The 13,736-nt window shown below is 67.6% G+C and carries 13 protein-coding genes; 5 read left to right on the top strand and 8 right to left on the bottom strand.

Annotated features, from left to right (window positions below):
- Positions 1–11: 11 nt before the first annotated feature.
- The 7 genes from P1L40_RS03975 to P1L40_RS04005 all read right to left on the bottom strand — a co-directional run bounded on the left by P1L40_RS03975 (position 12) and on the right by P1L40_RS04005 (position 8,187).
- The gene (locus tag P1L40_RS03975) at positions 12–1,793 is read right to left on the bottom strand and encodes a hybrid sensor histidine kinase/response regulator (protein WP_284010018.1); all 1,782 of its coding nucleotides are present in this window, start codon (positions 1,791–1,793) and stop codon (positions 12–14) included.
- 105 nt (positions 1,794–1,898) lie between these two features.
- Positions 1,899–2,510: an ArsR/SmtB family transcription factor gene (locus tag P1L40_RS03980; RefSeq protein ID WP_284010019.1), complete on the bottom strand. Its 612-nt coding sequence runs from the start codon at positions 2,508–2,510 to the stop codon at positions 1,899–1,901.
- A gap of 39 nt (positions 2,511–2,549) precedes the next feature.
- Positions 2,550–3,893: a S8 family peptidase gene (locus P1L40_RS03985; protein ID WP_284010020.1), complete on the bottom strand. Its 1,344-nt coding sequence runs from the start codon at positions 3,891–3,893 to the stop codon at positions 2,550–2,552.
- 264 nt (positions 3,894–4,157) lie between these two features.
- A complete protein-coding gene (locus tag P1L40_RS03990; protein ID WP_284010021.1) occupies positions 4,158–5,294 on the bottom strand; it encodes an ABC transporter permease in 1,137 nt (378 codons plus the stop codon).
- On the bottom strand, positions 5,291–5,956 hold the full coding sequence (locus tag P1L40_RS03995; RefSeq protein ID WP_284010022.1) for an ABC transporter ATP-binding protein: 666 nt from the start codon (positions 5,954–5,956) through the stop codon (positions 5,291–5,293). Before P1L40_RS03995 ends, P1L40_RS03990 begins: the two co-directional genes overlap by 4 nt.
- Before the next feature lie 5 nt (positions 5,957–5,961).
- The gene (locus tag P1L40_RS04000; protein WP_284010023.1) at positions 5,962–7,137 is read right to left on the bottom strand and encodes a COG1361 family protein; all 1,176 of its coding nucleotides are present in this window, start codon (positions 7,135–7,137) and stop codon (positions 5,962–5,964) included.
- A gap of 174 nt (positions 7,138–7,311) precedes the next feature.
- Positions 7,312–8,187, bottom strand: a complete 876-nt coding sequence (locus P1L40_RS04005; RefSeq protein WP_284010024.1) for a homoserine kinase — start codon at positions 8,185–8,187, stop codon at positions 7,312–7,314.
- 97 nt (positions 8,188–8,284) lie between these two features.
- Here P1L40_RS04005 and P1L40_RS04010 point away from each other — a divergent pair, with 97 nt between their 5' ends.
- The 3 genes from P1L40_RS04010 to P1L40_RS04020 all read left to right on the top strand — a co-directional run bounded on the left by P1L40_RS04010 (position 8,285) and on the right by P1L40_RS04020 (position 11,003).
- Positions 8,285–9,634: an NAD(P)/FAD-dependent oxidoreductase gene (locus P1L40_RS04010; protein WP_284010025.1), complete on the top strand. Its 1,350-nt coding sequence runs from the start codon at positions 8,285–8,287 to the stop codon at positions 9,632–9,634.
- Between the two features lie 43 nt (positions 9,635–9,677).
- Positions 9,678–10,277 carry a hypothetical protein gene (locus tag P1L40_RS04015; RefSeq protein WP_284010026.1) on the top strand — a complete coding sequence of 200 codons (600 nt, stop codon included), beginning with the start codon at positions 9,678–9,680 and terminating at the stop codon, positions 10,275–10,277.
- 108 nt (positions 10,278–10,385) lie between these two features.
- Positions 10,386–11,003: a hypothetical protein gene (locus tag P1L40_RS04020; protein ID WP_284010027.1), complete on the top strand. Its 618-nt coding sequence runs from the start codon at positions 10,386–10,388 to the stop codon at positions 11,001–11,003.
- Between the two features lie 6 nt (positions 11,004–11,009).
- Here the strand turns inward: P1L40_RS04020 and P1L40_RS04025 are convergent, their stop codons facing one another.
- The gene (locus P1L40_RS04025) at positions 11,010–11,612 is read right to left on the bottom strand and encodes a DUF6149 family protein (protein ID WP_284010028.1); all 603 of its coding nucleotides are present in this window, start codon (positions 11,610–11,612) and stop codon (positions 11,010–11,012) included.
- A gap of 127 nt (positions 11,613–11,739) precedes the next feature.
- Between P1L40_RS04025 and P1L40_RS04030 the strand changes: the two genes are divergently transcribed.
- Both P1L40_RS04030 and P1L40_RS04035 read left to right on the top strand, forming a co-directional pair.
- Positions 11,740–12,987 carry an NAD(P)/FAD-dependent oxidoreductase gene (locus tag P1L40_RS04030; RefSeq protein ID WP_284010029.1) on the top strand — a complete coding sequence of 416 codons (1,248 nt, stop codon included), beginning with the start codon at positions 11,740–11,742 and terminating at the stop codon, positions 12,985–12,987.
- Between the two features lie 63 nt (positions 12,988–13,050).
- On the top strand, positions 13,051–13,467 hold the full coding sequence (locus P1L40_RS04035) for a DUF7124 domain-containing protein (protein ID WP_284010030.1): 417 nt from the start codon (positions 13,051–13,053) through the stop codon (positions 13,465–13,467).
- The last annotated feature ends 269 nt before the right edge of the window (positions 13,468–13,736 follow it).

The following is a 13,736-nucleotide window of genomic DNA, read 5'->3' on the forward strand; positions in this document are numbered from 1 at the left end:
CGAGGGGTAGCTCAGCAAGCCTGTTCGACACCGCTGATCTCGAAGCGTGCGCCACCGTGCTCGCTCTCGGTCACGGTGATCGCCCAGCCGTGGGCCTGGACGATCTCCCTGACGATCGCCAACCCGAACCCGCTCCCCCCGTCGGTCGTGGAATAGCCGCTCTTGAACACCGCCTCGCGTTCGTCTGTAGGGATGCCAGGCCCGTCGTCGGCGACGTAGAAGCCGTCTCCGTCGTCGAGCGCTCCGACCGTGATCGTCACGTCCTCGCCGCCGTGCTCCACACAGTTCCGGATCAGGTTCTCAAGCAGTTGTTGACACCGCTTCGGGTCGGCCTGGATCACGCAATCCGTCTCGGCACTGAGCGTCGCGTCCGCCGTCTCGACGGCCTGCCAGCAACTCTCTGCGAGGTCCGCGAGCGCGACAGCGGTCGTCTCGCCGACGGAGAGCCCCTGTTGTGCGAGCGCGAGCAGGTCCTCGATCAGTGTCTCCATCCGGGTGAGTGCACGCCCAGCCACGTCGAGATGCTCGCTGTCACACTCCTGTCGAGCGAGTTCGAGTCGGCCGTCGGCCACGTTCAGCGGGTTCCGAAGGTCGTGGGAGACGACACTGGCGAACTCCTCGAGACGTTCGTTCTGGCGTTCGAGACGCTCTTTCTTCCGGGCGGACTCCGTGATGTTCTGGGAGACGGCGATGAGTTGGTCGATCGACCCCTCCTCGGCCCGCACGGGGGCCGTCTGTACCCGGTATCGTTCGCCCTGGTACACCTGTTCGATCGTGTTGGCGGTACCCTCCAAGGCTCTCGTGTACGCCTCACACAGTTCGTCGGCGATCTCTTTCGGGAACAGGTCGTGGGGGGTCTTCCCCTCGATCTCGTCGGGCGAGAGACCGACGTTCCGCAGTTCTTTCCCCCGGGCGCGGACGTACTCGAAGTCGGCGTCGATCAGGTACACCGCACCGTCGGGAAAGTGCTCGGCGAGCGTCTCGTACTGGCGTTTCAGTTCCTGGAGACTCCGTTCACGCTCTTTGCGTCCGGTGATGTCTCGGGACGTGGCGAGGACCAGGTTCTCGTCGCTCCGTGTCCGGACGGGAACCAGACGGAGACTGAGTGTCTCCACCGATTCGGGGAGTGACGGTTCGATTTCGAGCCGACACTCGTCCGTTCGGTCGTCGAGAATCCGGTCGATCCCGTCTTTGACCTCTTCGATCTCGGCCGGAGAGAGGAGTTCGGTCGCTTCGAAGTACGAGATGGGGCGCCCAGCCCAGTCTTCTTCGGAGATTACGTCGATATCCGACACCCGGAAGTTGACGTACTGGAGAGTATAGGCGTCGTCGAAGACGTAGACGCCCTCGCCCATGTTCTCGATGATCGTCTCTTGCCAGTCGGCTTCCTGCTGTGCGAGATAGCCTTCGACCGAGGTCCGGATACGGTTCGCGAGCAGTTCGTACTGCTCGGTCCCGCCTTTCTTCTGTAGATAGTCGGTCACACCCGCAGAGATGGCCTCGCTGGCGACCTCCTCGCTACCCTTGCCCGTGTAGAGGATGAAGGGGAGGTCGGAGTACTCGTCCCGGACGGTTTCGAGGAACTCGATCCCGTTCTGCCCCGGCATGTCGTAGTCCGAGACGATACAGTTGAACTCGTCCGCCGCGAGTCGCTCCAGCCCGTCGCTGACGCTGGTCACCGGTTCGACATCGAGCCGGCCGTCTTCGGCTTCGATGAAGGTCGCAGCCATCTCTACGAACTCCGGTTCGTCGTCGACGTGGAGGACACGGATTGCGTCCCCAGTCGTCTGCACATTGTCACCCCATATCAGACACGGGGCAATAGGGTAATAAATGAAGGGGCGTGAAACCCGCTAGCTGTGAACTACCGGACAGTTCGGCGGAGCGGTCGGTCGGACTCACCGGCGTGTCGCCAGAGCCGTCGCCGCGGCGAGGACCAGACACAGCATGAAAAAGAGCACACCGGGTTCGATGACCTCGAACACCATCCAGCCGACAGAGCCGTCCGGGAACGCGACCGCGCCCTGTCCGGAGGGGCCGGCCGCACCGAGCGCGGTCCGGTTCCTGACGAGCAGTTCGGCACCCCACTGGACGAACAGGGCTGCGGCGGCGAGCAGGCCGATCCCGCCGACGAGTTCGGTCAGCGACTGGTCGGCCGTCTCGCGGGGCTGTCGGTTGCCGACGAAGACGAGCGGGTCGTTCGCCGGGCCGTACACCGTCATCTCGTTGCCCTTCTCGGAGTAGACCGTCTCGACGGGTTCGACCAGTCCCGTCGACTCCAGGTTCGAGAGGTGGTAGTCGATGTTCTGGATCGAGGTGTCGAGCCGATCGGCGATCTCCGAGGCGGTGCCGGGCTCCTCGAACAGCGCTCGGAACGTCGCCCGCCGCGTCTCCGAGCCCAGCGCGTCGAGGACCTCGTCGGCGTCACCGTCGGCCATCTCGATCACACGCGGCGTCTCGGCCGTGGTCGTCGTCGAACGGTCTTGCAGACGTGAGATGAGTCCCGACATGTGACTGTGGCCGAACCTTCAGGGCAGAGCCACAAATCCCTATCCGTTACTCAAATCGTCGTTTGAATGGTTGTGAACGACCACTATAGCCCGCGCGGGCTGGATTCTCCCGGCGCCGGAGGCCCGGTCGGGGCCGGTGGCCCGAACGTCGTTTGCCGTCGAAGTCACTCCCCGTTCGACGCCCGCCGGCGTCAGCGATCGGTTGGCGTCAAGCATCAGCGCGACCGTCCCAGCGGTGTAGGCGGCCGCGGCCGACGTACCGGTGAACCCCTCCGGTTTGGTCGCGGCCGACTGGCCGTCGGGGGCGACGATGTCGACGGTGGTGGCATCACCCCCGGTAGCCCGGGAGCTGTAGGACCTGACCCCGCCGGTCTGTGGGTCGTAGGCGCCGACGGAGAGGACGGCCGGCGCCGTCGCGGGCGCGGTGATGCTTCCGGAGGAGTGAAACTGGAAGGTGTGGGTCGGCGATTCGAGGTCCAGCGTCGCGCCGGTCGCGTTGGCGGGCCCGGTGATCCGAACGTAGTACGTACCCGAGCGGAGGCCGGCGACGATCCGCTCGTTGGGGACGCTGTCGGCCAGGTACGGCTGCGAGCGAGCGACCAGTCGGTGCGCCGTCCCGTTGGTCCAGTAGAGTTCGGCGGTGTAGTCCTCACCGCGACGGGAACTGTCCCAGGAGAGCCACAGGCGCAGGCGTGACTGGTCAGTCGCCCGGAGGTAGTTCCGCGTGCCCCCGTTGAAGCTGTGGACGCCCCCGTTGACCGGCTGGTAAGTCCCGTTCCAGTGTGCGCTCGCGAGGTTTCCGGTCGGCGCGACGAAGACGATACCCCGCTCGGTCGCCGCCCGCGCCACGTCGGCGACGTGGGACTCCCCGTCGTCGGGCTTCCCGTAGAACGACATCGGCGCGACGATGACATCGACATTTTCCGCGACGAGCCACTCGACCGCCGCCTCGTAGCTCGTCGCGGTGTCGACGCTGGCGAGGTAGAGGTCGCTATCCGGGGCGCTGCGCGCGACCAGCGACGCCGCCGCGGTCCCGTGGCTGTTCCGGCCGCCGTTCTCGACGCCGTCACCGGGCGAGAACGAGCGTGCGGCAACGACGTGGCCGTCCAGCCCGGGGTGGTCCGGATCGAAGCCGGTCACGTCGACGACACCGACGCTGACGCCCTCGCCGGTGATGCCGGCCGTGTGCATCCGATCGATGTCCGAGCCCCGGGTCGGCGACCGGGGTGTGGTGTCGGGCGGTGGCGGCTCGTCGGTGACAGAGGGGTCGGCGACCGAGGTGCCGGCGACGAGGGTCCCGCCGGCGGTCGCGAGGACACCGATCGTCCCCACGAGGAGGGCAACGACGGCAGTGAGCGCGAGGAGGGTCGTTCGTGACGACACGGGTCTGTGTTACCCGTAGACTGCCAAAATCCTGCTGGGTTCGGAACGGCGGTGGGGGTCGTGGAACGGTGACAGGGGCGCCCGTCGGGGGACGGTTGGCGACCGAAGCCGGTCGGAGACGCCTCGGGGGGGGTCAGCGGGGGGTGCACGCAGGCAGCGGGGTGGGTAGGGGAGCGGCGTCGGGACCGGCCGACGGGCAGTTAGACGGACGACCGGTAGGGAAAAAAACACCCGCCGCAGCGTTTCACGGCCAGAGACAGTGGGTCAGTCCCGCAGCGCCTCGACCGGACGGGCGTTGGCGGCCTTCCAGGCGGGGTAGAGCCCACTGAGGAAGCTCGACGCCGTCCCGAAGACGAACCCGACGACGGTGTAGCGGAGCGCCTCTGCGGTGAACGCGAGCGGGTCCGACAGCAGTTGAGCGTTGATCGCCATGCCCAGCAGGACGCTGAGGCCGACCCCCAGGACCGCGCCGACGACACCCAGCAGCATCGCCTCGTTGAGCATCAGGCGCAACACGTCCAGGCGGTGGTAGCCGACCGCCCGGAGGACACCGATCTCACCCCGACGCTCGATGGTCGACATCAACATCACGTTGAGGATACTGACCGCGGCCACGAGCATCGAGACGCCCCCGACGCCCAGCAGGAACGTGTCGATCTGTGCCATCTGCTGATTGAACCGTTCGATGGCCTGCTCTGCGTCCTGGACGGCGTAGAGCTCCTTACGGCCGTTGAGCTCCGCGTCGAGGGAATCGGCGGTCCGGAAGGCCGCCTCGGGGGAGTCCTCCCGGATGATCGCGGACTGGTAGCCGTCGGTCTCGACCTGGGACTGGGGGAGCACGACGGCGCTGTCGGTCCGGACGAGCGACGAGCGGCTGGTGGATTCAAGCACGGCGACGACGCGGTAGGTCTCCCCGTCGACCGTGACGCTGTCGCCGACACCGACATCCAGCGTCTCCGCGAGGTCGGGGCCGACGGCCGCGCCGGACCGCCACGTCTCCGGGACGCGACCGTCTTCGGCCGCGACGAACGCCCCGGGATCAGAGAGGCCGTACACCGTGGCCTGCTCGGTCGCTCTGAGCCCGGTCACCCCCGTCGACTGCTGTTTGATCGTGTAGACCGGACTGTCCGTCGACCGCTCGATCATCGCCACGTGGTCCCTGGAGAACTCCTCGAACTCGGCGTCCTCGCCGGGCGTGAGCCAGACGCTGCGGGTTATGTCGTCGACGCGGTTCAGCGTCGACTGCTCGAAGGCGGCCCCGAACATCCCCAGCGAGGCGATGGCGACGACCCCGATGGTGATTCCAGCCATCGCCAGCGCCGTCCGGGCGCGCGCCCTGGTGAGGTTCTCCCAGGCGTAGGCGACAAGCGGCAGGCGCCGCGAGAGGACCGACTCCATCATGTGTCGAGGCTCCCGTCGACCAGCGTGACGGTCCGGTCGGCGTACTCGGTCACCTGTTCGTCGTGGGTGACGGTGACGATGGCGACATCCTCGGCTGCGACCCGGCCGAACACGTCCAGAACCTGTGCGCCGGTGTCCTGATCGAGGTTCCCGGTCGGCTCGTCGGCCAGCAGGATGTCGGGGTCGTTGATCAGCGAGCGCGCGACTGCGACCCGCTGTTTCTGGCCCCCGGAGAGTTCGTCGGGGTAGTGCTCCAGTCGGTCGCCCATCCCGACCCGCTCTAGCAACCCCTCGGCGCGGTCGAGTAACCGTGATCGGTTCCCACGGATCAGCGCCGGCACCGTGACGTTCTCCCGGGCGGTCAGCGTCGGCACCAGGTAGAACGACTGGAAGACGAACCCGACCGTCTCCCGGCGGAGGTCCGTCCGTTCGCGGATCGACAGCTCCGAGACCGGTTCGTCCTCGACGGTCACCGAGCCGTCGGTCGGTTCGTCGAGCAGTCCCAACAGGTTCAACAGCGTCGACTTGCCGCTACCGCTGGGGCCGACGATGGCGACGAACTCGCCGGGATCGACCGCGAGGTCGACGCCGTCGAGCGCTCGCAGCGTCTTGTCCCCGGAGTCGTACTCCTTGACCGCGTCGGTCGTGCTGATGACGGCCATCGTCGTCACCCCCGGAGCCGCCGCCAGCCGACGACGCCGAACAGGACGACCACGAGCGCTCCGCCGGCAGCGAGCGGCGGGACTGGGAGCGCGGACTGTCTGGTGCTGGGCTGCTCGGTGTCGGTCTCGTTGGGCGTGAACGTCACCGTCGTGGTGCTTGTCACGCGAGTGTCGTCGACGACGTAGCTCACGTTCAGCGGGACCGTGACGGTTCCGTTCGCCGTCGTCGTCGCGTGGACCTCGAACGACGAGAAGTCGCTTGCAGGCACCTCGCCGACGAAAAAGCGAGACTGGGACTGTGCCGGGTCGACGGCGCCGGAGTCGCCGACCGAGACCATCGCGCCGGTGGCGTTGCCACCGCCGAGGTTGCTCGCGCTCCCGCGGACGGTGAGATGGCCGTCGGCCTCGGTGACCCGGACGCCGGTCAGCGTGAGGTTCGCGGGGTTCTCGACGGGATCGACCGTCGTCGAGAGCGAGCGCGTGACGGTGCGGTACTGGCCGCTCTCGGTGATGTACGTGAGGTTCGCCTCGAACGTCTGTCGGCCGGGGTCGGCGTCACTGGCAGGGAACGTCATCGTCGTCTCGTTGCCCGCGCTGACCGACGAGCGGACCCGGCGGTCCTCGTCGAGTGTCAGCGAGGAGTTCTGTCCCGACAGTTCGACCGAGACGCCCCGGATCTCCTCGGAGAGCCCGTTCGAGAGAGACAGCGAGACATCGGTCCGGCCGTCCGGCCCGACGGGACTGGTCGACAGCGACAGCGCCGGGTGGGGCTGGACTGCGGTGACGCTGACGTTCCGGGTGAACGTGTAGGTGTCACCGTGGAGGGTATCGACGAAGATGTGGACGACACCCTGCCGTGTCCCGGTCTCGTCGACCGGCATCGTCAGTTCGTAGCTCACCGACTCGCCGCCGCTGAGGGTCTCGGTGGGTTTGACCCGGTCGTGCATCGTACTGTCCGGGTCGGTGGTGTTGTGCAGCGCGACCCAGCCGACGTTGTACGACTGGTCGTCGGTCGGGTTCGTCAGGTTCACCCTGACGGTCACGTCCTGATCGGGGGTCGGTCGGTCCGGCGTGGTCGTCGTCGCGACGGAGATCACACCGCCTTGCTGGCCGGAGACGGCGACCGGGACGGAGAGTGAGGCGGCGACGACCAGCGTCGCCAGCACCAGGGCGCGTCTCATCGCCGACCCCCGGGTTCGGTCGGTGATCGAACGAGCGGTTCGGGCGAAAGTGCGACAGTGCTCATGACAGGTGGACCGACACACCAAGTCACAAAAGGTCCCGAAGCAGTGTTTCAGAGCCAGAGACACACGATCGGGGGTTTCACACACCGGTCCGGAACCGGTCGTAACTGCTCAGAAGACGCGCGCGCCGGCGCCGATACGGGTCTGGTAGGCCCGGGCGTCGACGCCGCGCTCGCCGAAGGCGTCGAGCATGGCGCTGGCGATAGCCCTCTGAGCGGGTTCCTCGCAGGCGGCGATCACCGTCGGCCCGGCCCCGGAGATCGTCACGCCGGTGGCACCGGCATCGAGCGCCGCCTCGCGGACCCGCTCGTAGCCGTCGATGAGTTCCGCGCGGGCCGGCGTGACGACGGTGTCGTGCATGCCGCGGCCGACCAGGTGGGGGTCGTCGCGGTGCATCCCCGTCGTCAGCGTGGCCGCGTTCCCGACGGTCTCGACGAGCTGGTCGACGCGGGCGTGTTCCGGGACGACCCGGCGGGCGTCCCGCGTCGAGACGACGATATCGGGGAGACAGGCCACGAGCGGGATGTCGGCGTCGATCTGGGTGACACCGGACTCCGTGGCGATCGTGAACCCGCCCATGATCGACGGCGCGACGTTGTCGTCGTGGGCGTCGCCGGAGACGACCGCCTCGCCTTTGGCGGCGATGGGGACGAGTTCCTCGCGGGAGTACCCCCGATCGTACAGTTCGTTGAGGCCGACGGCCGCGGCGGCGGCGCTCGCCGCCGAGGAGCCCAGCCCCGAGGCGGGTCTGACGCCCTTGTCGATCTGGATGTGGGCCGGCGCGTCCAGCGCCTCGGCGACGGCACCGACCGTGTTCTTCTCCGGGTCCTCGGGGATGAACTGGCTCCCGGCGCCGGTCACCTCGATGGTAGTCCGGTCTGCCCGGGACAGCCGGACCACGTCCGCCGGGCGTTCGAGGGCGGCTCCGAACACGTCGAAGCCGCTCCCGAGGTTCGCACTGGTCGCAGGTGCCCGGACGGTGAGCATGCCTGCGAATTTCAGCAGTGTGGTGAAAAAGGTAGCGAACCCACGCAGTGACGGTCGAAACGCAAACTAAATCCCACGACGGCTGATACGCCGGAGTATGATCGGCGTCGTCGGCGGCGGAATCGCCGGACTCTCGGCGGCCTACAGACTCGAACAGCGCGGGCACGAGGTCCGCGTCTTCGAAGCGAGCGAGGACCTGGGCGGGCTTGCAGCCGTGTACGAGACCGCCGGAGACCCCATCGAGAAGTTCTATCACCACCTCTCGAAGTCCGAGGAGACCATCGTCGAGTTGGCCGAGGAACTGGGGCTGGGCGGCGACGTGGAGTGGCACGTCGGCGAGAACGGCTACTACGTCGACGGCATCGTCCATCCGATGGACACCCCCTGGGAGATCCTCGCGTACCCTCACTTCAGCCTGTACGATACGTTCCGGCTCGGCCTGTTGACGCTCGACATCGACATCCGCGGTGGGGTTCCGAAGTTCGACACGTACGAGCGCCTCGAAGACTTCGAGGACGTACCGATCGAGGAGTTCGTCGTCGAACACACCACACAGAGCGTGTACGACAACTTCTTCGAGCCGCTGCTTGACGCCAAGTTCGGCGCCCGCAAAGACGACGTGAGCGCCGCCTGGCTGCTGGGCCGGATCAAGTTCCGCGGCGAGCGCGACATCCTTCGCGGGGAGATCCTGGGCTACCTCGACGGCGGGTTCGGCCGGCTACTGGACGCCCTGGTCGAGGCGGTCGGGCGGAAAAACATCCAAACGGGCACGCGCGTGACCGACATCGACACCGCCGGGGGGACCGTCTCCGCCCTGACCGCCACCGACGGGACCGACGAGACCGTCCACGAGGTCGACGGCGTCGTCGTCGCGGCGATGCCCAACGTCTTAGAGGAGTTGACCGGCTACACCTGCGGGATCGACTTCCAGGGGACGGTCTGCTCGGTCGTCAGCATGGACGAACCCCTGCTGGAGACGTACTGGCTGAACATCGCCGACGAGGCGCCCTTCGGCGCGCTGATCGAACACACGAACTTCGTCTCGGCCGATCGCTACGGCGGCGAACACCTCCTCTATGTCGCCCGCTACGTCCAGTCCCCCGAGGAGGACATCTGGCAGCAGGACGACGACGGCGTCCGGGAGACCTGGCTCGCCGGCATCGAGGACCTGTTCCCGGCGTTCGACCGCGAGGCGGTCAACTGGGTCCGGACCGCGCGCAACCCGCGGACTGCACCGGTGTACGAACGAGGGTACCTGGACATGGTGATCCCCTACGACCTGGGTGAGGCGGTGGCCGACGGACTCTACTACGCGGGGATGGCCTCCCGCGCCCAGTATCCCGAGCGGTCGCTCAACGGCGGGATCGTCGCCGGCTACGAGTGCGCCGACCGGATCGCCGAGCGGGCGGGCGAGCCCGTCGGCGCGCAGGCGACGCGGACCGACTGAGCCGGAGCGGGCTTTTTCTCGCTGGCGACCGTCACACCGTTCGATGCGACGGCGACAGGTGCTCGCGGGCCTGGCGGGGCTGCTGGCGGGGTGTGGAGGACTCGGCCGCGACATTTCGAGCGACGCCAGCGGCGTCACCCCGGCCCCGGTCCCGGCCGTCGACGGTGACACTGGCGAGCGGCGACGGTGGTTCAGGGGCCAGCCCTGCCCGCGGTTCGACGAGGGCACCGACCAGACGGTCTGTTCGCAGACGGACAGCACGAGCGACACGCTGACCTTCCGGCCGGACCGGCCGGTCGTCCGCGCGAGCGACGGCACACCGGTCGAGCCGCTCCGGATCACGCTCGTCTGGCGTGCCCGGCGGCCGCTGACGGTGCTGGCGAGCGACTGGTACCACGTTCGCCGGACGGAAGACGGCTGGACACGCGTCGCGGCCGGTACCGGGGACACTCCGGCGACGGAGCTCGACGGGACCGGCCGCCTGCACTGGGTCGTCGGCGACAGCGCGCCTCGGCGAAACGACGGTGAGCCCGTGACGACGACGCTCACCCCCGGCCGACACGCCCTGGTCGTCCAGACGGTGAGCAGCGACCTGCCGCTGCACACGGAGTGTGTCGCCCTGTTCGACGTGGTGTCGGCGTGACGAACCGGGCGTGGAATGACCCGCGAGCGCCGCCGTGGCCCGGCGACGGAGAACCGGCCAGCGACGGAGCGGCGTCAGACGCTTCCGGGCGGAGCGCGTAGCCGGTGTATGCGCCGTCGGGAGCTCCTCGCTGCGCTGGGCTGTGTGTCCGGCGCCGTCGCCGGGTGTGCCGGCAGCGGTGGGCGTGAACAAGTCACACCGGCTCCGGTGCCGACGGTCACGGCGACCGCCGACCGGTCACAGGGGGACGACACCGTCGGCCCGTGTCCGGCGCTGCCACGCGACGCCGAGCGGTACGTCTGTTCGAGCGTCGAGACCAGCGGCCGGCCGATACAGCTCACGGCCGGCAGCGACGTGTTCTTCGTCGACACCCTCAGCGAGGTCGGCAAGCGGATGGAGTTCGTCCTCAGTAACAGCTCGCTCGTCCCGTTCTCGACCGGCGGTGACTGGTGGACGCTCGCCCGGCGCGACCCGGACGGCTGGACCGTCGTCGACGAGGGCCAGCGACAGGAACGGGCCAGCGTCGGCCCGAGCGACGCCTTCGTCTGGACGCTGGGGCTGAACGGCTCGGTCGAGTCGGAGCCGGGACATCACGACGTAGTCGTCGACACCAGGAACGGGCGCCACGCCTTCGCCGTCACCGGCGACCACCGCGACGGCACTCGGCTTGCCGTGATCGCGCTCTTTGACCTCCGCAAGCGGTGGACCGACACACGCAAGGAGTGAGCGGGGTCAGTCGCCGGCGGCGTTCTCCGCGTCGTCGTCGACGCCGGGCGCCTCGGTCGGCGAAACGTCGTCGGGTTCGTCCTGTCCGCCGACGATCACCTCGCCGTCCTCGGTCTCGACGTAGACATCGTCGGCGAAGCCGCCCTCGGCGTGGGGGTGTTCCGGGTCGTCGAGCCGCTCGGGTGTCGAAGGGGCCTCGGCGATGCCGTCTGCCGGTTCGAACGCCCCTAGCGGGTCCGAGATGGTGATGCCGTGGCGGTCGAAAAACTCAGCGTAGCGGTCGTAGTGGTCCTGGAGTTCGTCGCCGGGGAACTCCATCATCTCGGTCCAGCCGTGGTTGTAGAAGTCGAAGTTCGCCTGGACGTGTGTGATCTCGCGGGCCTCGGCCTCCGGGTAGCCCGCCTCCAGCGCCGCGACGTAGGTGTCCATCGTGGCGTCGAAGAAGTCGTCGAGGTGAGCACGCCGCTCGTCGGCGTGGTCGGGGTCGGCCTTGTCCGCGAAGACGTTGGTGTGCAGGCCGACCAGGCGGTCGTTGACCTTCTCGCCGACGACCGGGAGTGTCAGTGCCTGCTTGGCCGCGAAGTGCTTGACGTTCTGACGGAGCTTCATCACGGCTTACTCGGGGCGCGAGCGTCTTGAATGGCGTGCCTACTGACTGTTTGTACAGTCCTGGCGGCGGCGCAGGTCCGATACGGAGATAGCAATCCACATTAAGGCCGATAGCAAACACTCCCCTATGAGCACGTCGCACGTGATTATCGGTGACGGCATCGCGGGCGCATCCGCGGCCGAGACGATTCGGGAGGCAGACCCGGACGCCAACGTGACGGTCATCACCGACGAGGGGGAAGCCCTGTACAACCGCATCCTCATCAAGGAGTTCGCAAAGGGGAAACTACCCGAGGCACCGATCTCCATCCACGAGCCGGAGTGGTACGAGGAGCGCGACATCGATCTCGAACTGAACACACACGTCACGAGTGTCGACGCCGACGCTCACGAGATCCACACGCACAAGGGCGTCACCTACGAGTACGACAAACTACTGGTGGCGACGGGCGGGACGCCCTCCCAACTGCCCGTCGAGCACTCCGACGCCGACGGGATCGACCACTTCTGGACGTTCCAGGACGCCCGGAGCATCAAGCGACACGCCGAGGAGTGCGAGAAGGGCATCATCGTCGGCGCCGGCCTGCTGGGGATCGACCTGGCGGCGGTCTGTGGCGCCCAGGGCATCGACGCGAAGTACCTGATGCGTGGCAACCGCTGGTGGCGCTACGCGCTCTCGGAGGACGGCGCCGAGATCATCCACGAGGCGCTGCGGGACAACGGCGTCGAACCGGTGTTCGACTCCGGCGTCGACCGCTTCGAGGTCGACGACGACGGCCGCGTCGAAGCCGCGGTCGACCCCGACGGGAACCGCTACGAGGGGTCCTGGGCCGGCGTCGCCATCGGGCTGGACTTCAACACCGAGTTCCTGGGCGACCTCGACATCGAGGAGGACGACGGCATCGTCGTCGACGAGTACATGCAGACCAGCGTCGAGGATGTCTACGCGGCCGGTGACCTCACCCAGTACTACGATACGATCCTGAACGACCGCGCCCAGAACGGCTCGTGGGGCTCGGCGAAAGAGCAGGGCTCGGTCGCCGGCACCAACATGGTCGCCGACGCCGAGGACGAGGCGTTCCGCTGGGTCTCCTCGTACTCGATCACGCACTTCGACTTCCCGTTCCTCTCCTTTGGCCACCCGACCCGTGGCGACGACGAGGCCGAACGCAAGTACAGCGACACCGAGTGGCGCCGCCTCGCGTTCGAGGACGGCCAGCTCGTCGGTGGCGTGCTCATCGGGGACCTCTCCCAGCAGTCCGCGTTCAAACAGATCATGCGCGAGGAGCTCCGGGTCGCGGACAGGAAGGAGCTCCTGCTGGAGAAGGATGTCGATGTCGAGGAAGTGAAAGCCCAGGCGCCCCAGGCCGAGTAACCCGCTCGCAGGACCGAACGAGCAAACGACGGCCTTTTTTCGACAGGTAGCCCAGAGTGGTGTATGGACGGCGGCAACGGCGACATGACCCTCGCGTTCGACCTCGACGCCCTGAAGCGACTCGCCCACCCGGACAGCGTGTTCAACGACGCGCGTCAGTGGTCCGAGTACGTGGGCGTCATCTCCGATCAACCCACCTACGTGGTGACGAACTTCACGCGGAAACACCGGGTCCGGCAGGACTTCTTCTCCGGCCCCCGGAGCCGCGAGGAGAGCCTGGAGAACGTCAAAGAGCAGTTCGACACCGACCGACACGTCTACGTCGGGAGCGGCGACGACGACGCCGCCCTCGCCGAGCGGGTCGACTGGGAGTATCTGGCGGTCGAGGACGCCGCCGAGGCGGCCGAGTGGGAACTGGGCGAACCGTCGGCACCGGCCGCGACTGCTAACGAGGACGACGAGCGCGACGACTGGCCCTGATCGGGACGACCCGACAGTTTTTCCGCACCAAATCGAGTTCCCGATTTCCGTTCGCAGCTCGTCCTGGCGGTCGCTCCCACCTATGTGACGGTGTACGCGCTGGCGGTGATGACCGACGCCTACCAGCAGGCCGTCAGCACCGGAACCGCTGGAGGCGTCCCGGAGAGCGATACGGTCGGTGACGCCGACGGCGCTGTGCTGTAGCGGGGGTCGATACCTGTCCTGGTCGCGGGGACAGATAGCTTTATTACGCTGTCCGAGTGGGAATC

It is taken from the genome of Haloarcula pelagica (assembly GCF_030127105.1).
In the GTDB taxonomy this organism is placed as follows: Archaea; Halobacteriota; Halobacteria; order Halobacteriales; family Haloarculaceae; genus Haloarcula; species Haloarcula pelagica.

What these genes read in the sequence shown, in the direction of transcription:
- P1L40_RS03995 (WP_284010022.1), bottom strand. Translation starts at nt 5,956, where the DNA reads ATGGCCGTCATCAGCACGACCGACGCGGTCAAGGAGTACGACTCCGGG.
- P1L40_RS04035 (WP_284010030.1), top strand. Translation starts at nt 13,051, where the DNA reads ATGGACGGCGGCAACGGCGACATGACCCTCGCGTTCGACCTCGACGCC.
- P1L40_RS04015 (WP_284010026.1), top strand. Translation starts at nt 9,678, where the DNA reads ATGCGACGGCGACAGGTGCTCGCGGGCCTGGCGGGGCTGCTGGCGGGG.
- P1L40_RS04005 (WP_284010024.1), bottom strand. Translation starts at nt 8,187, where the DNA reads ATGCTCACCGTCCGGGCACCTGCGACCAGTGCGAACCTCGGGAGCGGC.
- P1L40_RS04000 (WP_284010023.1), bottom strand. Translation starts at nt 7,137, where the DNA reads ATGAGACGCGCCCTGGTGCTGGCGACGCTGGTCGTCGCCGCCTCACTC.
- P1L40_RS04020 (WP_284010027.1), top strand. Translation starts at nt 10,386, where the DNA reads ATGCGCCGTCGGGAGCTCCTCGCTGCGCTGGGCTGTGTGTCCGGCGCC.
- P1L40_RS04010 (WP_284010025.1), top strand. Translation starts at nt 8,285, where the DNA reads ATGATCGGCGTCGTCGGCGGCGGAATCGCCGGACTCTCGGCGGCCTAC.
- P1L40_RS03980 (WP_284010019.1), bottom strand. Translation starts at nt 2,510, where the DNA reads ATGTCGGGACTCATCTCACGTCTGCAAGACCGTTCGACGACGACCACG.
- P1L40_RS04030 (WP_284010029.1), top strand. Translation starts at nt 11,740, where the DNA reads ATGAGCACGTCGCACGTGATTATCGGTGACGGCATCGCGGGCGCATCC.
- P1L40_RS04025 (WP_284010028.1), bottom strand. Translation starts at nt 11,612, where the DNA reads ATGAAGCTCCGTCAGAACGTCAAGCACTTCGCGGCCAAGCAGGCACTG.
- P1L40_RS03990 (WP_284010021.1), bottom strand. Translation starts at nt 5,294, where the DNA reads ATGATGGAGTCGGTCCTCTCGCGGCGCCTGCCGCTTGTCGCCTACGCC.